The organism is Bacillus sp. AFS017336, assembly GCF_002555445.1.
In the GTDB taxonomy this organism is placed as follows: Bacteria; Bacillota; Bacilli; order Bacillales; family Bacillaceae_G; genus Gottfriedia.
Genome location: NZ_NUCO01000011.1, coordinates 15,248 through 40,517, shown reverse-complemented (window position 1 = coordinate 40,517; position 25,270 = coordinate 15,248). Strand labels below are relative to the sequence as shown.

Genomic DNA, 25,270 nt, shown 5'->3' with positions numbered 1-25,270 from the left:
ATTTAATTTTCATTTAGCAAGTAAATTATTTTTTAGTATACTAATTAGCTAGCTTTCTAAAGAAATTGTGGCATTTACTACGCTCTTACCTTCTTCAAAAATTGGTACAACTTGAAAGATACTTTTATTACATACAAATTTTAATTCCTCTTCAAAACCATAGCGAATTAACATTTTACCAACATTTGATTCTTCAAGTACTACATTACATTTCTCTTTTAATCCTAAATAAAAATAATGTGCAGATTTAGCTGCATCTGATAATTCAATATTGCATGATTCATCTAATAAACAATCAATAAAATAACCTGCTCCATAAAAATCTTCCATATTAAATTGTCCTGACGATCCCGAACATACTAAAATAATCGACTCGTCCTTATAGAATTGACTTAAATGATTTGCAACTGCACTAGCATTTAAAATCGATGCAGCATATACTCTCTTAGCATTTTGAGATTTTTTTAATGCGACGGTTCCATTTGTTGTTGATAAAACAATCGAATGACCCGCAACAATTTCTTTTAAATTTAATGGATTTGGGGCTAAAAAACCCTCAATTGTATTTCCTTCATATTCGCCAATTAATACATATTCTTTCTTCTTATTTTCATTTGTGAATTGAAGTGCATCTTGTCCATTCATAACAGGTATAACTTCTTTAGCACCGAAGGCTAAGGCCGCTGTAATTGTTGAAGTAGCAAGTAATACATCGAAAACGATTACTATCTTTTCATCGTTTAATTTTTGATCATCAATTTCTTCTTTTTTCATCAAAAGATGAAGTTTGCCCATCTACTTAACTCCTTTTTGATTGCAAAATTTGAAATATTACACGCTTGATGCTCCACCATCTACTACTAAAACAGTACCCGTAACATAATTAGAAGCAGGTGCTGCTAAAAATAGAGCTGCTCCTTTTAGCTCGTCCTCATTTCCAAATTTCTTTAATGGGATCGAATCTAAAATTTCATCCGTTCCATGAGAAATAACATCCTTAGACATTTTAGTAGGGAAAAAACCAGGCGCTAATGCATTTACATAAATACCACTAGAACCCCATTTCGCAGCTAAATCTTTCGTCAAACTAATCACTGCACCTTTACTTGCGCTATATCCAACTGCATTCATCACTTTTGGATTCGTTCCAACTAAACCAGCAATTGAAGCAATATTAATAATTTTTCCGGACCTTTGTTCTAACATGATTTTCCCTACTGCTTGAGTCATTAAAAACGTACCTGTTACATTAACATTCATCACTTTATTCCATGCTTCTAACGGCATCTCTTCAGCAAGAGCCCCCCAAGAAGCACCACTATTATTTACTAAAATATCAATTCGATCAAATTTCTCTTTTGTTAAGTCTACAACTCTTTGTACATCTTCTTTATTAGTCACATCACACTTAAATGCCAAAGAATCGACACCTAAACTTTTCAATTCTTCACTTATTTCTTGACAGGCTTCTACATTCCGAGAACAAAGTACAACATTTGCTCCTGCTTCAGCGAATCCTTTTGCAATTTGTTCACCAAGACCTCGTCCCCCACCAGTTACAATTGCAACCTTTCCTGTTAGATTAAATAATTCCTTTACATGCATGGCAAAATCCTCCTAAAGTTTGTAATTATTTATAAATTGATATTTTTACTTAAACTTCACCTATCATTTAACCAACATTTAGATGATACTAACCAGTCGGTATGTTTGTTAATTTGATAATACAAGATAAATTCTGAATATTCAATAATAAACAATATTAATTTTTTATAATACTTCGATTTGATGCATGCTCGTGAATATTCATTAAAATATTTCATACAATCAAAGAAGATATTGACTGCCTAAAGGATTTTTAATTGAAGTAAAGAATTAATTAAATAGCCTATTTATTTAGAACATTTTTCATTACTTCATTTTAGAAATTAAAAATCAAAAAAGGGCTTATTAGTATGATGAAGTTATTCATATTTATAAAGACTATGCTCGGTTATTGAGTGTTATTCAAGAGTTTAGATGTTCAGTAAGAAAAGGTATTCAATGAATGAATTGAATAATATTGAAAGGTCATAAGGAGGCAAAGAATGAATGAAAGAAAATAACAAAACTCTTATTTTAATAGGACTAATGATTGGTGTCATTTTCTCAGAACTAGATGAAACAGTCGTTTCCACAGCCATGCCAACAATAATTAAGGATTTAGGAGGTTTAGCTCTTTACGGCTGGGTTGGTGGAGTTTATATGCTTTCGATGACCTCTTTTATGGCGATACTCGGCAAGCTTGCGGATTTGTATGGCCGAAAAAAAATATATTTATTTAGCATGGGCTTATTTATGGCGGGCTCCATTATTAGTGGTACAGCCCATTCGATGGAAGTTCTCTTAATTGGTCGTGGGATTCAAGGAATTGGTGCAGGTGGTCTAATGCCACTAGCGATGGTTATTTTCGGCGACAGTTTCCCAGTAGAACAACGTGCTAAACTACAAGGAATCTTCGGAGCAGTCATGTTTATTCCTCAGTTACTGGGCCCATTAATTGGTGGATATTTTGTACAGAATATTTCATGGCATTGGATCTTTTTAGTCAATATTCCAGTTGGCGTTTTAGCGGCAATCTTACTTGCTTTAGGCTTGAACGAAACGAAAGTAGATAAAAAGATTAGTATTGACTGGTTTGGTGGAATTTTATTAGTCACAACATTAATCAGTTATCTACTCACTCCGGTACTACATCAAACTGAAGGATATGCATGGAGTGAACCTCAAATGATTGGACTATTAATATTAGGAACCATATTACTTAGCTTATTTATATTTGTAGAATCAAAAGCAAAAGAGCCTATTATACCTTTACACTTATTTAAAAATAGAAATTTTGTTGTTATTTCCGCACTAGTATTTGTATTCGTTCTTGCGATCATGGGTTCACTTTCATCGTTCCCATTCTTTTCACAAAACGTAATGGGTCTTACACCAACTGAATCTGGTTATTTAAATTTACCAATTATGGTTGGGGCAATCGGTGCAAGTGTCATAGCTGGTCGAGTAATGAATAAATTCCCGTATCGAAATATTTATGGTGTTTCATTTATCATTCCAATGATTGGTTTCTACTTACTTACAGGTATATCGGCGCACACTTCAGTTACTACATTTATTATTTATTTCATCATTCTTGGCCTTGGATTCGGTGCACTATTTAACAATGCATTAATCGTACAGGAATCTGTTGAAAAAGATAATGTAGGAATTGCCCAATCTGCTGTTATGCTATTTCAATCCATTGGTATGACAATTGGCTTTAGTTTATTTGGTTCTCTATTAGCCTCTAAAATTACATCAGGGATGAAATCACTATCTGGCAGTCTTACGATGGATCAATTACTTCAATTAAAAAATGTACAAAACGGTACGATTCCTACTAATCTTGAGCCTACTTTACTTGAAAAAGTAAAAACAGTCTTCACTCACGCTTTTCAAGATTTATATTGGGTATCTCTTGTTCTAGCAATTTTAACATTTTTAATCTGTTGGGGTCTGAAAAAAGAGATTCTTATAAAGAAGGATGAAACAAGTGAAGTTAAGGAAGTAACCTCTATTTAATTAAAAAAGGGCTGTCTCATAGGTCAGGTAACTGACAGATGGACGCCCTTTTTTTAATATACAATTTGAACATGCTTGTAGATTAAAAACGATTAGAATCATAAACGGTTCATGAAAAAAGCGTGGTGGTCGCTTCCCCTTACATATCGAGGGTATCTCAACATCTCTTTCATTTCTAGTAGAAATAATTGAACTTTTTTATGAAATATTAGCCAATTTCATCTACTTTTTTCTGTTTGAAATAAATTAAAGCATATTTTACTAGTATTATTGTATGAATTTATCAATATTACCCCAAAATACCATAACGGGTATGGGTATCATTTTAGTTTATTTGCGATTCTTAAGATTTTATTTGCTGTTTTACAAAAATAATTGCGATTAGGCTAATTTTATTTGCTATTCTCGAATTTTATTTGCAGTTCACTGTTTATATGCACAGATATACTGTTTATTTGGATTCTCTAATCCATAGTTGCAGTTCTGCCTTCCCGATAAAAAAGAGGGTGTCACTTAAATACCCCTCTTTAACTTAATCTAAAAAACTAATCTAGTTTTTTGATAATTGCTCAATTACATCCTCTAAAGACTTTTCAGCCATTGATGATATTCTTAAACTATGATTCTCAAACGCTAAATGTGAAGTTACACTATTTGGAACAATTACACATTGTAAGCCTGCTTTCGTTGCAGCAATTAATCCGTTTAGTGAATCTTCAAATGCGATCGCCTCAGTTACATCAACGCCTATTTCCTCAATTGCTTTTAAATATAATTCAGGATCTGGCTTCACTTTCGCCACATCGTCTTTCGTCTTAATAACTGAAAAGTAATCATAAATATTTAATTTTTCCAAGAAGCTTTGAACCCATTCTCTTGAAGAGCTAGAAGCCAAAGCAATTTGTAATCCCGCGTTTTTGGCTGAAATTAAATAGTCCTCTACACTTTCTCTTAGAACTGGTTCTAGTAGTTTTTCATCAACTAGTTCCTTAGCCATTTGTTCGATGATTTCTTTTTCAATTGGTTCTTTTAAATTTGAATTGATATATTCAAATAAAATTTCATCACTCGTTCCGACTACCTCCGAAAACTTTTGAAGGGTTAACTCTACTTTATACCGATTTAAAACTTCTTTATATGCTTCATACCAAACCGACTCTGTATCCACTATTAATCCATCAAAATCAAATATTACTGCTTTAATCATTCCATTTCTCCTTTTTAATTTACTAATTTATAATTTTTTAAGTTTAAGTTATTTTTAGTTTTGGATCTTCAATTTACCCAATCAGGTTTTATCAGAGAAAATACGTTTAAATCATGTGACTGTTCATTTTGTACTAAGTACCCTCTAAGTAAACCTTCTTTTTTAAAGCCTAACTTTTCAACTAAAGTTGATGAACCTGTATTATCCGGAAATATATTCGCTCCAATTCGATAAAGTCCTAGTTTATCAAAGCAATAAGCTGTAATTTCTTTTATTGCTTCAGACATATATCCTTTTCTCCAAAAAGTTGGTAATAAATCATATCCAATTTCAGTTCTTCTAGCATGTAAAACTAAATTATTTAATCCAATTGTTCCGATTAATTTTTTTGATTCTTTTTCAACAATTCCCCAACGCATTCCTTGTTGGTTTTCGAATCTAGTTTGAAATGAGTCGATCATTTTAACCGCTTGGTCCTTTTCAGTAAAGGGGTCCATACCATAGTATTTAATTACCTCTTTATTGGAAAAGATTGAATAAATCTCATCCACATTTTTTTGTGTAATTTGTACTAAAAATAATCGTTCTGTTTCTAAAATCGGAAATTCCATAAACTTACCCCTTTCTTTATAAGTGAATCAAATTAATATCGATAATTTGAAATACCTTATTTTACCATAATCTAATCTTTTTTTCTTACTATTCATTCGATTTACCTCTTCGACTTTTATACGTATTCCTCATGAAATCTTTTCTAAACAAAAGTATTCTTTTTTTGTACTATCCAGAAATTGGGAATAATCCATTTTCACTGTAATAGAAATAAATAGACTCATTTACAAAAGGGAGAATAATTAAATGAACAATCAATTAAAAATTAATCCACTGGATTTTTACAAAGACCCATACTCGTATTTTAGTAACGCCAGAAAAATAAGCCCTGTACTTTACACAGAGCTTTTTCAGAGGACGGGTTGGTTAGTGACGGGTTATAAAGAAGCTGAACTAATTTTAAAAGACCTCCGCTTTATTAAAGAAGAAACGAAAGTGACACCACCTGAGAAATTACCAGAAAGTATTATGCCTGCAGTTACTTTAAATCGAAAAATGATGCTTTTTCGAGATGCACCTGATCATACAAGATTGAGAAATCTTGTGAACAAAGCCTTTTCTCCAAGAATGGTTGAAAATTTACGGGCTACGGTAAATGAAATTGCAGATTATTTAATCGAAAAAATGAAGGGAAAATCTACCCATGAACTAATAGGTGACTTTTCATATTTATTACCTGTATTTGTCATAACCGATTTTTTAGGTGTTCCTAAAGAAGATCGGGACTTATTTCGTAATTGGTCTGATGCATTTATTAAATTCATTGATTTTAATACGACTATAGAGGACTTAGAATTAGTTACGAAGCATATTGTTGATGCGTCTAATTATTTTAGAAATCTTATAACTGAAAGAAGAACTGTACCGAAAGAAGATTTAATCACTAATTTAATAGTTGCCGAGGAATCTGGTGATAAATTAAGCGAAGATGAAATGATTGCAAGCTGCCTGCTTTTATTAATTGCTGGCCATGAAACGACCGTCAACTTAATTACAAATGGATATTATTTATTATTAAAACATCCAAAGCAATTTGAATTATTAAAAAATGACTTATCGCTTATTCCTGCAGCAGTTGAAGAGATATTAAGATATGAATCACCTGTTATTTTTACGTCTAGATGGGCTAGAGAAGACTTTGAGTTCGCTGGAAATTCGATTAAAAAAGGCGATTATTTTATGATTTCCTTAGGAGGAGCAAATTACGATCCGAAAGTCACTACAAATCCAGCAACATTTGATATTACTCGAAAGAATATAAAACATTTATCCTTTTCCTCGGGCCCGCACTTTTGTTTAGGTGCCCCGCTTGCTAGATTAGAAGGCCAAATTGCATTTGAAAAACTGACAAAACATTTAATTAATCCTGTTCTCATAGAGGAGCCGACTCGACGGGCAAACGTTGCTTTTCGTGGATTTGAAAGCTTGAAATTTGAAGCGACTATTCAATGAACCACTAGAATTCCTTATTTTTTGGTCTTGTGCGTAAATCATAGAGTTTTGATCATTTAACAATCTTTTTTGTGCGTAAAGTACTCTGTTATGTTCATAAATTAATCTTTTTCGTGCATAAAGTACTTTATTCTGTTCATAAACCAATTTTTTCGTCCGTGAAGTACATTAGTGCGTCATTTTACATGCATTTTTTGCATAATCCATTCGACATGACGGTGCAATCTGATAAACATCCTTCCTTAGAACTTGAATCGAGCTAACTATTTTACAAAACAAAACCCCACAAGTAAATTTCATACTTTGTGGGGTTTCTTTATTTTTTCATATCAATTTTTACCTTATAAAAACCATCTAAAAATCAAGTTAATTTGAAGCAAATAATTCAATTTCAGCTTTATTGTCACCAACTTGAATTTCTTTTCCATTTAATTGATTTTTAACAACTAGATTCCTCATTAATAAGTTTTCCTCAAGCATTCCTTTGAACTTTTCAATGATTTCAATAAATTCTGTATCGGCTTTTATTCCAATATCTACTCGCATATTAATTGGTAAATTTAATTCTTTTCGATATTCTTGAATTGCTCGAATAAATTCTCTTACGGTACCTTCTTGAACAAGATTTTCGGTTAATAATGTATCAAGAGTAACCGTAAATTCACCATTGGTTGCAGATGCATAGCCCTCTTTTGCACTTTTTTCGATTAAAATATCCTCTGCATCGACCTTTACCGTTTCACCTGAATCAAGTAATAAATCAGCACTTCCATTATCGATTACACTTTTCGCTTCTTCATTTGTTAATTTTTGCAGTGATTTATTAATTAGATTAGAGTTCTTTCCAAATTTCGAACCAGATTTTTTAAAATCTAATTTCAATTTTAAAGTTGAAAACTCGTTTTCGTTGTTTACTTGTAGGAATGATTTTACGTTTAACTCATCTAATACAATTTCTTTATATAAATCCCATTCGATTTCTTCATTATTACTTACTACAGTTAAACTTGATAAAGGCTGTTTAATTTTTAATGAATTTGTATTACGAATGCTTCTTCCAAGCTCCACAACTTTTAAAACGGCATCCATTTCTCTTTCTAGCTCGAGATCAATTAGTGCTTCATTGAAAATTGGGAAATCAGATAAGTGAACACTTTCGTTTGTTAAATTAAAATAAACATCTTCAGCTAAGAATGGCGTAAATGGAGCCAATAATTGACTTACTTTCGTTAAAACTTCAAACAGTGTATAGTAAGCAGCAGCCTTTTCTTTATTCATTCCATTTGACCAAAAGCGTTCTCGTGATCTTCTTACATACCAATTACTAATTTCATCTACTAATTTAGCAATGTCTCTGGCAGCATTTGTAAATTGATATCCATCTAAATTGTGATTTACATTTTTAATTGTGCTATGCAAACGTGAAATTATCCATTTATCTAACGCATTTGTTTCATACTCATATTGTTTACTCGCTTCAAATCCGTCTAAATTTGCATATAAATTGTAAAAACTATTTACATTATCAAATGTATCTATTAGTTTTGACTTTGCCTCTAGGACAGCTCTTTCAGAAAAACGTTTAGGGTTCCAAGGAGCACTATCTACTAAGAGAGCCCATCTTAAAGAATCTGCTCCAAATTTTTGAATTAACTCTACTGGATCTAGTGCATTTCCTTTACTCTTAGACATTTTTTGTCCATTTTCATCTAATACATGACCTAGAGATAAAACACGTTTATATGGTACTTTACCAGTAAATAAAGTAGATACTGCTAATAAACTATAAAACCATCCTCTTGTTTGATCGATACCTTCAATTACAACATCAGCAGGGAATTGTTTTTCAAATTTATCATGATTTTCAAATGGATAATGATACTGAGCAAATGGCATTGATCCGCTATCGAACCAGACATCAATGACTTCAGGTGTCCTTTTCATCTTGCCACTGCATTTTGGACATTTTAGACTGACTTCATCAACATAAGGTTTATGCAATTCAATTGAATCCGAAATTTCTTTTTCCGAATAGCTACATAATTCATTTATACTTTTTGGTGCTAATTGATGATTACACGAATCGCATTCCCAAACATTTAATGGAGTACCCCAATATCGTTTACGACTAATGTTCCAATCTACCATTTGTTCTAAAAAATTACCGAATCTGCCATGTTTAATATGATCTGGATGCCATGTTACTTCTTCATTATTTTTAATAAATTGATCCTTTAATGCTGTAGTTTTGATAAACCAACTTTCATTTGCATAATAAAGTAATGGAGAATCACATCGCCAGCAATGAGGATAGCTGTGCTCATATTTTTCTTTACTAAATAAAAGCTCATTTTCTGCTAAATACCTTACGATGTCTACATCACATTCTTTCACAAATCTTCCTTTGAAATTAGTCACTTCTTCAGTATATTGACCTTTTTCATTCACTACGTTTACAAATGATAAACCATTTTCTTGAGCAACTTTATAGTCGTCTTCTCCATATGCAGGTGCGATATGAACAATTCCAGTACCGCTATTTTCAGTAACAAAATCTGCTTTAATGACTTTGTGACCGACTTCAACACGTACAAAATTAAATGGTGCTAAGTATTCTATCCCGATTAATTCCGCTCCTAAAAATTCAGATAGGATCATATAATCAGTTTTTAATACCTTTTCTACTAAAGCTTTAGCAAGAATAAATACTTCTTCTCCTTTTTTGGCACGGACATATTCCATTTGTGGATTAACAGCTAATGCTACATTAGCAGGTAGTGTCCAAGGAGTTGTCGTCCAACCTAGAAAAGAGACATTTTCCTCATTAAGCAATTTGAATTTAACCGTTGCTGATAAATCCTTCACGTCTTTATAACCTTGCGCTACTTCATGTGAGCTAAGGGAAGTTTGACAGCTAGGGCAATAAGGAGAAACACGATGCCCTTTTACTAATAACCCTTTTTCGTGTATTGTCCCAAGAATATTCCAAACACTTTCTATATATGAGTTGTCTAATGTTACGTAAGGATCATCCATGTCTACCCAGTAACCTAATTGCTCAGTAAATTCACGCCACTGTTTCTCATAAGTAAATACACTTTCTTTACATTTAGCAAGAAAGGCTTCTACTCCATATTGTTCAATTTCTGCTTTCCCTGAAATTCCAAGCATCTTTTCAACGCCAAGTTCAACCGGTAATCCATGAGTATCCCATCCGGCTTTACGAATCACTTGGTAACCAGCCATTGTTTTATATCTAGCTACAACATCTTTAATTGTACGACCTAAAGCATGACCAACATGTGGTAAGCCATTTGCAGTTGGGGGGCCTTCATAAAAAACAAATGATTGATGATCTTCTCTTTGTTCAATTGAGTTTAAAAATGTGTTATTTCTTGACCAATATTCACTGATTCTTTTTTCACGATTTTGAACTGATTCTTTCATAATTGATATCGCCTCTCTTATTTTTTTAAAGCACACAAAAAACCCGTCCCTATAGTAAGGGACGGGTTTAACCGCGATACCACCCTAATTCTATTGAAAAAGTCCGTTCTTCAATAGCACTCAGTCACGTACAATCATACGCGTTCCTTTTAACGGTAGACACCCGTTCAAACCTACTTTAATTTCAGTTTGACTTCTCGGAGAGGATCTTCATTTAAGTACTATTCACCGGTTTTCAGCTACCCCAGCTCTCTGTAGAACAGTTACGAAAATTACTTATCTCGTCATTGAATTAATTTGTGTGCTTTTATTGTTATTTATTATATCCATCGACAAATAAAAAGTCAAAGTTTACTTAAATTTATTTTTTAGTTAATTCAAATTCGGTTATTTTAGATCATTGATATAACTTTTCTTATACTTTTTTAATGTGAGAACGCTAAAAATGCTAAAATAACGTTCAATCTTAAACTGTTTTTAATTATTCTATGCTGTTTCTAATTACTTGATTTCAAACTTAGTTGTCATGTTTATATCGTGAAAACTTCTTCATAATTTTTTTCAAAACGAAACAGAAATATTGTGTTAAACTGTTTTTGGAGAAAGTTAACGAGAAATAGGGAGTGCGAGATATGATCAAAACAATGGCTGTATATAAAGACGGAACAATTGCATTTGATGTATCAATTGAAGAATTAAATTCCGAACGAATTGATTGGGTTTGGGTCGATTTTGAAAATCCTAAAACAGAAGAAATTGACTTATTGCGAACCAAATTCCACTTCGATGAAATAGCAATTAAACATTGTGTAAGCTATAAAGAAAGACCAAAAATGGACTATTATGAAGGCTATCGTTTTATCGTTCTACAATCATTGAACGAGAACATGGAACAAACTGAAATTGATCTCTTTTTGTCTCACAAGTACATCGTTTCATTTTGTTGGGAAACGACAAGTGTATTGCAAATTGTGTGGAACAAAATAAAAGGATTAAAGAGTATAAAAGGACTGAAGCCAGAACAAATTCTATACCACATTTGCGATGAAATAGCAGATAAATTCTTTCCAATTGTCCAAAAAATCGAGGATGACATTGAAGACATTGATGAATTAGGAACAAATTCCGACCTTAGTATGATCGATGGAATCAAAACACAAGTAAGTAAATTATCTAAAGTCAGAAAAACTGTTAAACCAACAAAGGATTTAATTTACCGTATTTTAAATTCAACACATGTTGAAATAGACAAAGAAACGACAAAGAAATTACGTATTGTCTACGATCACTTATTGAAATTATTAGATGATATTTCAGATAACAGAGAAATGGCAAATGACATCAGAGAAAGTTATATTTCCACGAACTCACACAAAATGAATAAAACGATGAAAATGTTAACATCTGTCTCAATTGTTTTCATGCCATTAACATTCATCGTTGGTGTTTACGGTATGAATTTTATTCATATCCCTGAACTTCAGTTAAAATATGGTTATTATTACTGTTGGGCAATCATGCTAATTATCGTGATTGGATTAGTGATGTGGTTTAAGAAAAAAGATTGGTTCTAAGATTTGCTTGAGGTTATTAAGAAGGTCATAAAGGGGATCGAAAAGCAAGTTTTAAGCTATCCCCACACTCTAGAAAAAGGTTATCCAACACAAAAAAGATGAACTCTNNAGAGTTCATCTTTTTTGTGTATCTAAATGTAAACTAGGTATCAAAGAATACGATCTTCCAACCAAACGGTTATATTCCCTTTTTTTACTTCTTACTTTGAACCGCGAAATTTGTATAACGAAATCAATCTTGCAAATCTTGTTTAACTTGTAATAAACAAGCTATAATAAAAATAGGAGGTGTTTTCAATGCCAGCGAATCAGTCAAACGTATATTTCACAAAAGATGACTTAATTGCACAAATTAGTGCAACGTATCCTTTGTTATCTAAAGGCGAAGGAAAGGAAATTATTCAAAAAATTATTTATTCCATTAAAGGAACTGCTGAATTAGACGGGAAATTTGTCTTTCTATTACCAGAAGATTCAATCGAACCCATTCAATCGATCCAGAATATGAACGAAAGTGAATTTGTCGATACAAAAACAGTCGCAAACTATTTTGGTATCACACCGGAAACTGTTCGGGATTGGATTCATAAAAAGATTCTTCCAGGTCAACAAATCGCTGGATCAAGAGGAAAGTTTCAAATCCCTCGTGATGCATTTGAGTTTTTCAAAACGCAACGCGAAGCTCGAAATACGATAGTTGATGAAATCTTAAACAACAAATTTGATGACGCACAAGATGATGCAGAATTTGAACTAGATGACGAATAGGAGTATTTCTAAAATGATAAATCCAAAATTTGCTCTAGATACGAATTTTGTTGCACCGTGTATTCTACATGGCAGTAAATCAAAAAATAAATTTAATTGGCTCGATACTTTGATTTATATGCAAAGTAAGAATATCATTACCCTCTCACTACCAACAACGACACAAGCCGAAATTTATGGCGTATTACGCTCAGGTCGTATGAAAAGGAAACTAAAAAACGGAACTAAAGTGCCTCTCGTGTTAGAACACCATGAGATATTGAAAATCGCTACTGTCTATAAAGAAATATTTAATTTAGATTATATGAACAAATTGGACGGAGCGAAATTGGATGATCCGTCAACTTATAAAACCCAACTTTTACAAGAAGTAAAACATTCAGCTTATCAAATGGATATTCGGCAATGCCTGGAATACTTAAGAAACAAAGGAATAGACCTTGCTAGATTTGATCGAAACGAAGGTGATATATACGATTTACACATCATGGTTTCTTCAATAAAAGAAGCAGCTGATTATTTAGTGACTACCAATATTAAAGACTTCCCTAATCCCCTTGGCACCTGCGTAGTAATTCAAAAAGAAAATCTACCTGAAGTATTACCACTTTACCCTTAAACCCACTATCTTTAAAAAAGTTCTACTTTTACTTGGAAATATAAGCTGTTCTTAAAACATACTCCACTTTACAGTTTCAATATGAACTTCAATAAAAAGTGTCAAATTAATATAAAAAACAATAACCAACGCATTGGGTACTCCTTTCCCATTTTTTCATCTTACGCAACTACCGCTTGTATTTTTAGATTTAGATTCAGTCGTAAATGCTGTATTCAAATTTGTCAGTTAATGATATTTTTATAGTAAAGACTTTTTTCATTTTCTAGATGGGTGTGAACAGTAATGTTAAGACTAGTAAAACCGGGAATAAATATTAATTCAATACTATTTTATGAGGGTGGATTTACAAAACCAAATAAAAATAAACAGTATCGATCACAATTTTTAATTGATGAAACTAGATTTGTTTATGCAGATGTTATACTTACGTACCCTATTACAGATCAAACTCGTTTTGTTAATTTAAAATATGAATACCACTCCCAAGATGGAACGGTCATTGATAAAAAGAATTTAAAAGTAGAGTTAAAAGAAGGGATAAGTACCGTTACCGTGTCGTTTCGAAATGGATTAGACAAATTTTATCGATGGAAACATAGTGAGTATAAAGTTGTCATGTTTTTAGATGAGAAAAAAATTGCAGTAAAATCATTTTCAATAGTAGAACCTAAAGAAAATTTTTTAGACAAAGTGGACATGACTCCCATACGATTATTTCAATCTAGTTTTATTAATCTAACTGAAAAAGAAAATAGGGAATATATAACGCAATTCCCACAACTAGATACAGGTGGAATTACTTGTGAAATTGATTTCTCATACCCAACATTAGAAATAGACAAGCGAGTCATTATTGAGCAGTTGATCTATTATTCAGATGGTGAAGTATTGGCAAAAGAACAACACGAAAAAATATTATTAGAGGGTTCAAATACTTCAAAATTCGAATTAAATTGGGGATCCGGCAAAAAAGGAAGATGGGCAAGTGGAAAATATAGAATGGTAATTTTTCTTAATGGTAAAATCTTTGGTGAAAGAGAATTTGAAATAATAAACACAAACGTAGTAAACCTTCCAACGCTTACATTTAATTCACTACGCTTTTACAATACTAATATCGATGGTGTAGAAAAAAAGAATCGCATTTACAAAAGGGAATTTTCAAGGGAAACTGCTTCTTTTATATTCTGGGAATTACAATTTTCTATGACTACGGTTTCAAAGAGAAAAAGGATTGACTTGGAATTTGACTATCTAAAATCTGATAATACCGTACTTGCTAGAGGGAAATCCAGCTTCAATTTAGAAAGAGGATGGGACAATGCCTGGTATGCTGATGGTTGGGGCTATAATGACATACGTAAGTGGGAGAAAGGACTGTATTCAGTAAGAATAAAAATAGATGGCAAAAGTTTTGGTGAAGGAGATTTTGAAATAGTTGATTAGATTATTTCGTTATTATCGATCCACAATTGTTTAAGCCAAAAAAATGACGAAATGAGTTCTGTCTCAATAGCCCTATTTGATTAAAAATCATCAAATTAGAAACGCAAGAATGCTGACTTAACAGTATTCTTGCGTCTTTTTACTTTAAAGCTGAAGTCTACTTTTACTCATTGATTGATGCCATTAAAACATCTAAATAATCTTGTCTCATGCCGACATTAAAAGTAAAATCTACTAGCCTCTTCTTCACTTGCGAAGCTTTTATATCATTGCTTAATTTTTCAAGGGCATTTTTCTTAAATAGTCTGAATAACTCTTTTGCATTTTTATTAAAAAGCAGGAAATTTCTTCAGGATACTTAAGTTTTGTCATTTTTACAATTTAACTACAGTGAATCAGCAGTTTTCTCAAACATTACACTTTGCTCAATTAAACCACATGCTCCACATTGAACTAAATACTCAGGTCCTTTATATGGAACAAAAAATGGATCAAGTCCACCTGAAATATACTCTTCTTGTTCAATGTCTCCGCTTTGAGCATTTAATTTTACTGCTTTTGGATTTTGTTCGATTAAATAAAATCTACTTTTGTTTGTTTTACAGCGTGGACATGCTAATTTATGCATATTTTTCACCTCATATTTTATTCATATAAGGTTACTTTTCCAATAATTTACTTTTTTTATGCATTTTAATTTGCACTTAATTTTCCTTCAAATACGATTCTTCTTCCGGTTGGTTCAATTTCTACTTTTCCATTTACCATTTGCTCTGAAAAGATTGGAACTTCCATTCTTTTAACCGGTGTATACCCTTCTTTTTGCATTCTTTCTATACAATCATTAATTGTTTCGTTTTCAAATACTTCAAATTTTTTCTTACTCATTTAATTCCCTACTTTCTTATCATATTAAACATCAGACTTTTAATATAGTAAAAAACCTTACTTTCATTTGAGAGTAAGGTTTAATATGACTACAATTAATCGCGAAGCCTTGATATAAATCGGAGTGCTTCAATATAAACCCAAATTACAGTGACTAATAAACCAAATGCACAGTACCATTCAAATTCTTTTGGTGCACCTTGTTTAACGCTACTCGTAATTAAATCAAAATCTAAAAATAAATTAAGTGAAGCAATCACAAGAATAGCTAAACTTACAAATATTCCAATTGGTCCAGATTGTTGGATATATGGAATCGGAACATGGAAAAGCTGTAGAACCATTGTCATTAAATAAAATAATAGAACACCAATCGTTAGGCCAAATACAATTGATCTAAAGCGATGTGTTACTTTTACAAGTCCAGTAGCGTAACAGATCAACGTTCCAGCAATGATCGCAATCGTTAATAAGACTGCTTGTAATACTATCATTCCGTAAGTTGCTTCATAGACTGCTGAGATATTTCCAATTAATATTCCTTCAACTGCTGCGTAAATTGGTGTAGTAATTGGCGCAATTCTTGGTGAAAAAGATGTTACGAATCCAAGTATTAGTCCAACGATTAAACAACCGATAAACACTTTTGAATTAAGTGTACCTGTAGAAGTTAAATAAAAAGAGTATCCAGCTGTTGCGATTAATAATACTAATGCAATGATTGTTTTACTAATTGTCCCGCCTAGTGTCATTGCTTGTGCTGAATATCTTGATTTTGATAAACGTTCAGAATTTAAGATAGGATTTGAACTCCTCATTTAAAGTCCTCCTTTATTTTATACCTTTATTTTACCATTTTTAGTAAATTTCTTAAACTTTAAACAAGCTTTAGTAAAATATATGAAAAAAGATGCCCAAAAGGACATCAGATTTCAATTAATTAAATTAAAATTTAACTTTATTTGCTAAGAATGATTGTAGTTCACTAATTGCAACACGAGTTTGTTCCATTGTGTCACGGTCACGAACTGTTACTTTTCCATCTTCAATTGATTCGAAATCGTAAGTGATACAGAAAGGAGTACCGATTTCATCTTGACGTCTATAGCGTTTACCAATTGAACCAGTTTCATCGAAGTCAACATTAAAGTCTTCTGCTAAAGCAGCAAATACTTCTTGTGCATTTTCAGATAATTTTTTAGATAATGGTAAAATCGCTGCTTTATAAGGTGCTAATGCAGGATGTAAACGCATTACTGTACGAGACGTACCATCTTCTAATGCTTCTTCTTCATAAGCATCAATTAAGAATGCTAATGTTACACGGTCAGCACCTAATGATGGTTCGATACAATATGGAACGTATTTTTCATTTGTGATAGCATCATGATAAGTGAAATCTTCAGTTGAATATTCCATATGTTGTTTTAAATCATAATCTGTACGAGACGCGATGCCCCATAGTTCGCCCCAACCAAATGGGAATTTATATTCAAAGTCAGTTGTCGCATTACTATAATGTGATAATTCATCTGCACTATGTTCACGTAAACGAAGGTTTTCTTCATTCATACCTAAAGCTAAAAGCCAATTATTAGCAGTTTCTTTCCAATAGTTATACCACTCTAGCTCTTCACCAGGCTTACAGAAGAATTCAAGCTCCATTTGTTCAAATTCACGAGTACGGAACGTGAAATTTCCTGGAGTGATTTCGTTACGGAAGCTTTTACCGATTTGAGCAATACCAAATGGAACTTTCTTTCTCATTGTACGTTGAACATTTTTAAAGTTTACGAAAATACCTTGAGCTGTTTCAGGACGTAAGAAAATTTCATTTGTACTAGATTCAGTAACACCTTGGAATGTTTTAAACATTAAGTTAAATTGACGAATATCTGTAAAGTCATGGCTACCGCAATCAGGACATGCGATTTTATGTTCTACAATTAACTTCGCCATTTCTGAAAATGGAAGACCATCAACGATAATTTCCATTCCTTTTTCATCAAGTGCATTTTCAATTAATTTATCAGCACGATGACGAGCTTTACAATTTTTACAGTCGATCATTGGATCATTAAAGTTACCAATATGTCCTGAAGCTTCCCATGTACGTGGATTCATTAAAATTGCAGCATCTAATCCAACGTTATATGGACTTTGCTGAACGAATTTTTTCCACCAAGCTTTTTTTACGTTATTTTTTAATTCTACACCAAGTGGACCATAATCCCACGTATTTGCTAAGCCACCATAAATTTCAGAACCTGGGAATACAAATCCTCTGTGTTTAGCATGACTTACTACGACATCCATCGATTTTTCTGACATTTCATTTGCCTCCATTTTTCAATTGTTTTTTTGAAAATGTAAGAATGAAATAAAAAAGCTCTCATCCTTAGGCATTTTCAGCCTAGGGACGAGAGCTGTATATGCACCCGCGGTTCCACCCTAGTTGACAATTAAAAAAATTGTCCACTTTAAGAATTAACTCAGGAATGCCTTTCGCCAAAGGTTTTGATTGAGCTCCCACTATCCTCAATTCGCTAAGCAAAATAATCTTTAGTTACTTCTTTCCGTCAACGTTATATGTAATAAATAATATGTTGTTATTTTAACAAAGTGACTACTAGTAAGTCAAATATTATTATGATCAATTTAGTATTAAAAAATACGTCGAATTTTTTGAATATTTTTAGGAATATTCATGTAAAGATAAAACCTTTACAGTATGAACAATAATTGGTATGATAGAAAAGTTGTTTTATTTATATACCTATACTACCAGAAGGGAGTGCTAGTTTTGAGTAGCAGCATTTTTCTAAAGACAAAGAAACGTTCAGCAGTATTGCTTGATAAACATCATTCCATTCGTTTATTAAAGACGAACAAAAAACGAATCGTGAACAAAAGAAATAACAAAATAAAAGGGTTCGAACAGTTATTAGTTAAAGAATTAAACGAAGAAATGATTTCAACTTCAAACAGTACGGTAAATGAAATTTCTGAAAATGTAAGTAATGTAGTGATCGAAGGACTTCCAGTAACATTTCTTCTAAAGCTTGGAAAAGAGTTTTTCTCAGATTTAGAAGCAGTGAAGTACTATTATAATAGTAAACATGAAGATTTTTACAAGAATCGTAGTTTACTAGAGGAATCACTTCAATCTTCAATTAACAATGCTTCAAATGAAGATCAATTAAAAATTTCGGAATTTATTTCGAACAAATAATATTTAATAGTAAGAAGAGGATATCCTAAGCATGATATGTTTAGGATATCCTCTTTTTTATTTTTCTGTAAAAACAAAAAACTGCAATTATGTGCTGGAGTTTAATAATGTCTGCAGTGCAAATAAGACTTATATAACTGCAAATAAACTTTGAACTGCAATTAGAATTAGTAAATCTGCAATTAAAACCCTAAGAATCGCAAATAAAATAAAACATTCCCCATACCGGTTGTGGTATTCAACACTTATATTTGATCCAAAATTGGTAGACTTTAATTGAAAACTAGCGAAATGGCAATAATTCTTTCTAAATTAAATAAACATCTGGTCATTCTCTATCAAAATGACCGCTTTTTTTGCATACAAATATTAAATATCATACTTACAACCACACTTTCATAAAAACGACTAAATTTTAGTTTAGATCGCTACTTACTCAAACTATCAACAAATGATTGTTTCATTTTCAAAACAAAAAAGAGCTATCTTTATCAGTTTACCTGAGATAGCCCCTTTTCCTTCTATTTCACCTTATTATCAAGCTAAATAAGCTTTTTTCACTTCTTCATTATTCATTAATGTCTTGCCTTCACCAACCATTTGAATCTCACCTGTTTGGATTACGTAGCCTCGATGTGCGATTTGTAAAGCTTGGTAAGCATTTTGTTCAACAAGTAAAATGGTCATTCCTTGTTTGTTTAGTTGCTCAATGATTTCAAATATTTGTTCAACGATAATTGGTGCAAGGCCCATTGAAGGTTCATCAAGCATTAGTAATGATGGTCCCATCATAAGTCCCCTACCAATTGCAAGCATTTGTTGTTCTCCACCACTCATCGTACCACCTTTTTGACTTAGGCGTTCTTTGAGTCTTGGGAAGTAGTCAAATACCATTTCCATACGGGCTGCGATTAGTTTTTTGTCTTTAACTGAGAAGGCACCCATTTCTAAATTTTCTTTTACAGTTAGTTTAGAAAAGATTCTTCTTCCTTCTGGTACATGTGCAATCCCCTTTAAAGCGATTTCATGAGATTGTAGCTTTACAATTTCTTCACCTTTATAAATCAGATTTCCTGATTTTGGTTTAACTTGCCCACATATTGTTTTTAAAGTAGTAGATTTTCCAGCACCGTTACTTCCGATTAATGTTACAATTTCACCTTCATTTACTTCTATGTTAATATTTTTCAGTGCTTGAATACCACCGTAAAAAGAGTTAATATCTTTTAATTGTAATAGCGTCATTTTTTTCTTTACTCCTTTCACTATGCATTAGTCACTGCACTTTTTCCTAAATAAGCTTCAATTACTTTTTGATTATTTCGAATTTCTAATGGTTTGCCTTCAGCGATTTTTTCGCCATGATCAAGTACGAATAAATATTCCGAAATTTCCATAACAAGTTTCATATCATGCTCGATTAATACGATTGTTAAGTTTAGATCATCTCTCATTTGATAAATTAAATCAGTCAATTCTTTCGTTTCTTTCGGATTCATACCTGCAGCCGGCTCATCTAAAAGCAAGATTCTTGGTTGAGATGCCAATGCACGAGCAATTTCAAGTCGTCTTTGTGCACCGTATGATAAACTTGATGCTTCCTCATTATAAACATCAGCCAATCCAACGTATTCTAACCATTTATATGCTTCTTTCATCGCCGATTTTTCTGCTTTTTTAAAGCTAGGTAAATGGAATAGTGTTGAAAAAACACCATATTTTAAATGCTGATGCATCCCGACCATAACATTTTCTAAAGCAGTCATACTACTAAACAAACGAATATTTTGGAATGTACGAGCTATACCTTTTTTATTTACTTTATGTGGTTTTAACCCTACTAAACTCTCATTACCTAGCAAAACTTCACCACTTGTTGGAGTATATACACCTGTAATCATATTGAAAAATGTTGTTTTTCCAGCCCCATTTGGCCCGATTACAGCTGTTATTGAACCCTCTTTTATATCAATATTTACATTATTAACAGCAGTTAAACCACCAAAGTTTTTCGTTAAATTCGTTGTTTTTAACATTTGATAACCTCCTTCCTAAAATGAAACTGAGCGTTGATTTTCTTCGACTACTTTTTGATTTAGATCTACTACATCCTCTTTTGGAACAATCTTATTTTTGGCAGGTAATAATCCTTTAGGCCTAAAGATTGCTACAAGTACTAAAATTAGCCCGAAAATCATGCGTTGCATTTTAGAAGGTGATAGAGCAGGTGGTAGGTTAATTACTCCATCTAATGTTAATTGGTTTAAATAGTTTGTAACTTCTGTTAAAACTTGTAGATTTAAAATTGTAACAAGTGCTGCTCCAAGAATTACGCCTGGAACGCTACCCATTCCGCCCAGAATTACCATTACTAGGATCGTAATTGATTCAAGTAATGTAAAGCTTGTAGGGTCAATGAACATTTGCTTTGCAGAGAATACTACACCCATCATTCCTGAGAAAGATGCTCCAATTGCAAATGCAATTAATTTCGTACGTACTAAGTGGATACCAGACGCTTGTGCTGCGATTTCATTCTCACGTACTGCTTTCCAAGAACGTCCAAGCTTAGAATCTTGTAATCTAGTAACAGCTAAAATGACGATTGCTAAGACAACTAGTACGACATAATAAAATTGTCCTGAATTATTAATCTCAAATCCAAAAATAGTAGGTGCTGGAATAGAAGATATACCTTGTGCTCCTCCAGTAATATTTATTGGTCGATCTAAGTTATTAAATACAATACGAATAATTTCTCCAAAACCAAGTGTTACAATTGCTAAGTAATCACCTTTTACTCGAAGTACAGGAATACCTAATAATACACCCGCTATTGCTGCAATAATTCCGCCGATTAGAATGAACACCCAAAATGAATTTCCTGAAAAAGGAAGAAAATCAAAATGTAAGAAATTCGTTACTTGTTTTGTAGAAAAAATTGCATAAGTATATGAACCGATTGCAAAGAATGCAACGAATCCTAAATCTAATAAACCTGCTAAACCAACTACTATATTTAATCCGAGTGCCATTGCAACATAGATTCCAACTAAAGTGGCTACACCCATATATGATTCAAATGCTGTACCTTGTGATGCAACATATGGCATAATCACAGTTAATACTAGTATTCCAATGCTCCACTTCAATTTGACTGGAAAATTAGTCTTATATAATAAATAAAGTGAGAACAGGATTAATAGAAATGCTGTTACGGATTCTTGCAAAAAGTAAAGTCCTAATGATGTAACAACGATATACGCTCCTAAGAAAATTCCTTGTAGTTTATTTGATTGTTTTAACCCTTCTAATAAGCTCTTCATCTAATTCACCTACACTTTCTCAGCTACAGGTTTACCTAATAAACCTTCTGGCTTGAATATTAGAACTAGAATTAAAATTCCAAACGCAAATACATCTTTATATTCTGATGGGAAAATGCCATGTGTCAAAGTTGATAAATTTGTTGCTGCAAATACTTCGATTACACCGATTAATAAACCACCAAACATTGCACCACGGATATTTCCAATACCACCTAATACTGCTGCTGTAAATGCTTTTAGACCTAAAATAAAACCGATATACGGATCAATTGTGTTGTACTGTAATGCGAATAACACACCAGTTGCACCACCCAATCCAGAACCTAAAAAGAATGTTAACGAGATGACTTTGTTTACGTTTACAGACATTAATGATGCAGTTTCACGATCTTGAGCAACTGCACGCATTGCTGTACCCCATTTTGTTTTATTGATGAAGTAATCTAATGAAATCATCATTACTACTGCAACGACTAAAATAATGATTGATGCTGATTTAATTTGTGCATTCCCAAATGAAGAAAAGATTGAGCTAGTTTTAATTTGGTGTTGTCCTGAAAATAGTGATGGGCCAGTAATAATGTAATTTCCTTCTTTTAATTCAGCAATAAAACGGACGATATCTTGAAGTAAAAATGAAACACCAATTGCTGTAATTAATGTAATTAACTTTGGTGCTTTTCGTAATGGGCGATACGCCACTCTCTCGATCCCCATGCCTAGAAATCCAGTTGCTACAGATGCAATAATTAAAACGATTGCTAATACGATAATTGCAGGTAAACTACTTAATAAACCTAATCCAGTAAAAGTAATTAATACCGCAGTACCAATAAACGCACCCGCCATGAATATTTCACCATGTGCAAAATTAATTAGTTCTAATATCCCATAAACCATCGTATAACCGAGTGCAACGGTTGCGTAAACTGCTCCTAAAACAAGACCGTCTATTAGTACTTGAGGGAGTGTTTGGATTACTTCATTCATGTATGAGACCTCCTATAAATAATGTAGTTTAATTCTTATTAACTTCCAAAATCTTACAATTTTCTCATCTTATTGAGAAGAAAAGAGTATCCCGTAAAACGTGATACTCTTTTCTTTTTTTTTACCACTTTGCTTCCCTAGTATTAGTAGGCTATGTTACTAATTATGGTTTAGTTACTTCGCCTTCTTGAGTACCAGGATATTTAGCTTCTTTAAACGTATAGATAAATACTTTCGCGTATTTGTTGTCACCTTTATCGTCAAAACCAACCTTTGTTACTACACCATCATAATCTTGGATCGCACGTACGGCTTTTTCAACTTGTTCGCGAGATGGAGTTTTTCCTTTATTATCGTTGATTGCATTTTTTAATCCTTCCAATAATACGCCAGCAGAATCATATCCGTATGATGAGAAAGATTCAATATTTTTATTAAATTTAGATTTATAAGCATCTGCAAATGCTTTCCCTTTATCTGTTTTTAACGTGTCACCAGCTACTGAAGTATAATAGAAGTTTTTAACTGCATCTCCAGCAATATCAACTAAACCTGAAGAGTCCATTCCATCGCCACCCATGAATGGGATGTTTAATCCTTTATCACGAGCTTGTTTTAATAAAATTCCTCCTTCAGCATAAAGTCCACCGAAGAATACTAAATCAGGCTTTTTCGCAATCACATTATTTAATACACCGTTAAAATCTTTATCACCAACTGAGATACCCTCTTCACCTAAGATTTTCGCGCCTAATTTTTGAGCAGCAGTTTTAAATTCATTTGCTAAACCTGTTCCATAAGGCGTTTTATCTTGAATGATGAAAATATTTTTAGCTTTTAATGTATTCACAGCAAAATTTGCACCAGCAGGACCTTGGAAATCATCACGAGCACAAATTCGGTTAACTACTCCTAATCCACGGTCAGTTACTTCATTTGCAGTATTTGAAGGTGAAACCATTACGATATGATCTTTCTCATACTTTAAAGAAGATGGAATTGCTACACCCGAGTTTAAGTGTCCAACAACACCAAGGATTTGATTGTCTGAAGCTAACTGCTCTGCATTCGCTACACCTTTCTTTGGATCTCCTTGATCGTCATAAGGAACAATCTTTAAATCAAAGCCCAATTTTTTGAAAGCTGCTTTTTGATCCTCTAAAGCAAGTTGAGCTCCAAGCTTAATAGACTCCCCTAAAATTGCGTTATTCCCAGATAATGGGGTATTTGTCGCAATTTTAATAACCTGATTCCCATCCTTTGAACTATTCCCACAACCTGCTAAAATACCAGCCGTTAACGAAACTGAAGCTAAAATTGCAAAACCCTTCTTAAAAACCATATGTACGCCCCCTTAATAACCTATTTTTTTGAAAATTTAAAATACTTAAGAAAATAGTAAGCTATATTTTTTCGTTAGACAAGTTCTTTTGATTCAAAATATTTCGACAATTCTGTCGATTAACTATTTTTTTAGACAATTATTACCATTAAAATTTCATTAAAATTGATTTTTTCTTATTTTCATAACGTAAAATCAAAAGCCTTTAATGTGTTTTGCTAGTTTACTAAGATAAAATTGTTTTTCTAAAATCATTTTCTATATTTCGACAAATTCGACAAAAAAAGTAGTAGTTTGTAGTCATTAAAATTGACAAATATGCGATCACATTCTTTAAATTAAGGCAGATTGCTGGTCTATAACTCTCTATAAACAGCAATGGGGTATTTTAGTGGGGGATTCACTTAGAGTAGATTTTCTGATCAACTTCATTAAATAGTTAATAGTTTTCTTCCTTTTTTTATCCGGTTTTGAAAAAATTAGAGCAAATTTATTAATTTTATATTTTGTGCATCTGCATTTGAAGCATTTGTAAGGTAGAATACCCTTACCGGTATAGGTAATTTCTTATCATATTTGAGATGATAGTCAATTTAATTGCAGTTTCACTAATTTTATTTGCAGTTTTGTTAATTTTATTTGCAGTTTCGCTAATTTTATTTGCACTTTTCACAGTTTTATTTGCACTCCGACCATTATGTCATCTACTCTTCCTTTAAATAGAATCTACAAATAAAAAAAGGATGTCCCAAAGT

21 protein-coding genes and 2 other annotated features are annotated in these 25,270 nt (G+C 32.4%); of the genes, 7 read left to right on the top strand and 14 right to left on the bottom strand.

The features are described from left to right. Positions 1–48: 48 nt before the first annotated feature. Positions 49–795, bottom strand: coding sequence for a 2-phosphosulfolactate phosphatase (locus CN601_RS05160; RefSeq protein WP_098119780.1), 747 nt, complete (start codon positions 793–795; stop codon positions 49–51). 36 nt (positions 796–831) lie between these two features. Then, entirely contained in the window at positions 832–1,605 is a 774-nt protein-coding gene (locus tag CN601_RS05155) for an SDR family oxidoreductase (RefSeq protein ID WP_098170340.1), read from the bottom strand. 486 nt (positions 1,606–2,091) lie between these two features. Here CN601_RS05155 and CN601_RS05150 point away from each other — a divergent pair, with 486 nt between their 5' ends. Next, positions 2,092–3,606: an MDR family MFS transporter gene (locus CN601_RS05150; RefSeq protein ID WP_098170339.1), complete on the top strand. Its 1,515-nt coding sequence runs from the start codon at positions 2,092–2,094 to the stop codon at positions 3,604–3,606. A 550-nt stretch (positions 3,607–4,156) separates the two neighbouring features. On the opposite strand, the gene CN601_RS05145 is transcribed toward CN601_RS05150, so the two are convergent. Both CN601_RS05145 and CN601_RS05140 read right to left on the bottom strand, forming a co-directional pair. Continuing rightward, entirely contained in the window at positions 4,157–4,813 is a 657-nt protein-coding gene (locus tag CN601_RS05145) for an HAD family hydrolase (protein ID WP_098170338.1), read from the bottom strand. A gap of 68 nt (positions 4,814–4,881) precedes the next feature. Beyond that, positions 4,882–5,424: a GNAT family N-acetyltransferase gene (locus CN601_RS05140; protein ID WP_098119776.1), complete on the bottom strand. Its 543-nt coding sequence runs from the start codon at positions 5,422–5,424 to the stop codon at positions 4,882–4,884. Between the two features lie 247 nt (positions 5,425–5,671). Here CN601_RS05140 and CN601_RS05135 point away from each other — a divergent pair, with 247 nt between their 5' ends. Then, complete coding sequence (locus tag CN601_RS05135; protein WP_098170337.1) at positions 5,672–6,877, top strand: cytochrome P450; 1,206 nt, start codon at positions 5,672–5,674, stop codon at positions 6,875–6,877. Between the two features lie 366 nt (positions 6,878–7,243). Here the strand turns inward: CN601_RS05135 and ileS are convergent, their stop codons facing one another. Beyond that, positions 7,244–10,324, bottom strand: a complete 3,081-nt coding sequence (ileS, locus tag CN601_RS05130) for an isoleucine--tRNA ligase (protein WP_098170336.1) — start codon at positions 10,322–10,324, stop codon at positions 7,244–7,246. Between the two features lie 54 nt (positions 10,325–10,378). Further along, positions 10,379–10,621: a binding site (T-box leader), on the bottom strand. A gap of 335 nt (positions 10,622–10,956) precedes the next feature. Here ileS and corA point away from each other — a divergent pair. The 4 genes from corA (at position 10,957) to CN601_RS05110 (ending at position 14,734) form a co-directional block, all read left to right on the top strand. Continuing rightward, the gene (gene corA, locus CN601_RS05125) at positions 10,957–11,898 is read left to right on the top strand and encodes a magnesium/cobalt transporter CorA (protein WP_098119773.1); all 942 of its coding nucleotides are present in this window, start codon (positions 10,957–10,959) and stop codon (positions 11,896–11,898) included. Between the two features lie 297 nt (positions 11,899–12,195). Further along, the gene (locus tag CN601_RS05120; protein ID WP_098170335.1) at positions 12,196–12,666 is read left to right on the top strand and encodes a helix-turn-helix domain-containing protein; all 471 of its coding nucleotides are present in this window, start codon (positions 12,196–12,198) and stop codon (positions 12,664–12,666) included. A gap of 13 nt (positions 12,667–12,679) precedes the next feature. Continuing rightward, on the top strand, positions 12,680–13,285 hold the full coding sequence (locus tag CN601_RS05115; protein ID WP_098170334.1) for a hypothetical protein: 606 nt from the start codon (positions 12,680–12,682) through the stop codon (positions 13,283–13,285). A gap of 285 nt (positions 13,286–13,570) precedes the next feature. Next, on the top strand, positions 13,571–14,734 hold the full coding sequence (locus CN601_RS05110; protein WP_098170333.1) for a hypothetical protein: 1,164 nt from the start codon (positions 13,571–13,573) through the stop codon (positions 14,732–14,734). Positions 14,735–15,119: 385 nt separating this feature from the next. Here CN601_RS05110 and CN601_RS05105 read toward each other — a convergent pair whose 3' ends face one another. From CN601_RS05105 to CN601_RS05090, 4 genes are all read right to left on the bottom strand, one after another. Beyond that, positions 15,120–15,362 carry a DNA alkylation repair protein gene (locus CN601_RS05105; RefSeq protein ID WP_098119769.1) on the bottom strand — a complete coding sequence of 81 codons (243 nt, stop codon included), beginning with the start codon at positions 15,360–15,362 and terminating at the stop codon, positions 15,120–15,122. A gap of 65 nt (positions 15,363–15,427) precedes the next feature. Then, positions 15,428–15,622 carry an NETI motif-containing protein gene (locus CN601_RS05100; protein ID WP_098119768.1) on the bottom strand — a complete coding sequence of 65 codons (195 nt, stop codon included), beginning with the start codon at positions 15,620–15,622 and terminating at the stop codon, positions 15,428–15,430. Between the two features lie 95 nt (positions 15,623–15,717). After that, entirely contained in the window at positions 15,718–16,440 is a 723-nt protein-coding gene (locus CN601_RS05095) for a Bax inhibitor-1/YccA family protein (RefSeq protein WP_098119767.1), read from the bottom strand. 127 nt (positions 16,441–16,567) lie between these two features. Further along, positions 16,568–17,953: a glycine--tRNA ligase gene (locus tag CN601_RS05090; protein WP_098170332.1), complete on the bottom strand. Its 1,386-nt coding sequence runs from the start codon at positions 17,951–17,953 to the stop codon at positions 16,568–16,570. An 81-nt stretch (positions 17,954–18,034) separates the two neighbouring features. Continuing rightward, positions 18,035–18,214, bottom strand: a binding site (T-box leader). A gap of 211 nt (positions 18,215–18,425) precedes the next feature. Here CN601_RS05090 and CN601_RS05085 point away from each other — a divergent pair. Then, positions 18,426–18,854: a hypothetical protein gene (locus CN601_RS05085; protein ID WP_098119765.1), complete on the top strand. Its 429-nt coding sequence runs from the start codon at positions 18,426–18,428 to the stop codon at positions 18,852–18,854. 537 nt (positions 18,855–19,391) lie between these two features. On the opposite strand, the gene CN601_RS05080 is transcribed toward CN601_RS05085, so the two are convergent. From CN601_RS05080 to CN601_RS05060, 5 genes are all read right to left on the bottom strand, one after another. After that, positions 19,392–20,099 (bottom strand): ABC transporter ATP-binding protein, encoded by a 708-nt coding sequence (locus CN601_RS05080; RefSeq protein WP_098170331.1) that lies wholly within the window; start codon positions 20,097–20,099, stop codon positions 19,392–19,394. Between the two features lie 20 nt (positions 20,100–20,119). Further along, the gene (locus CN601_RS05075) at positions 20,120–20,890 is read right to left on the bottom strand and encodes an ABC transporter ATP-binding protein (protein WP_098119763.1); all 771 of its coding nucleotides are present in this window, start codon (positions 20,888–20,890) and stop codon (positions 20,120–20,122) included. 15 nt (positions 20,891–20,905) lie between these two features. Further along, the gene (locus CN601_RS05070) at positions 20,906–22,180 is read right to left on the bottom strand and encodes a branched-chain amino acid ABC transporter permease (protein ID WP_098170330.1); all 1,275 of its coding nucleotides are present in this window, start codon (positions 22,178–22,180) and stop codon (positions 20,906–20,908) included. A 9-nt stretch (positions 22,181–22,189) separates the two neighbouring features. Continuing rightward, positions 22,190–23,173 (bottom strand): branched-chain amino acid ABC transporter permease, encoded by a 984-nt coding sequence (locus tag CN601_RS05065; RefSeq protein WP_098119761.1) that lies wholly within the window; start codon positions 23,171–23,173, stop codon positions 22,190–22,192. 163 nt (positions 23,174–23,336) lie between these two features. After that, positions 23,337–24,515: a branched-chain amino acid ABC transporter substrate-binding protein gene (locus CN601_RS05060; protein WP_098119760.1), complete on the bottom strand. Its 1,179-nt coding sequence runs from the start codon at positions 24,513–24,515 to the stop codon at positions 23,337–23,339. Between the last annotated feature and the right edge of the window lie 755 nt (positions 24,516–25,270).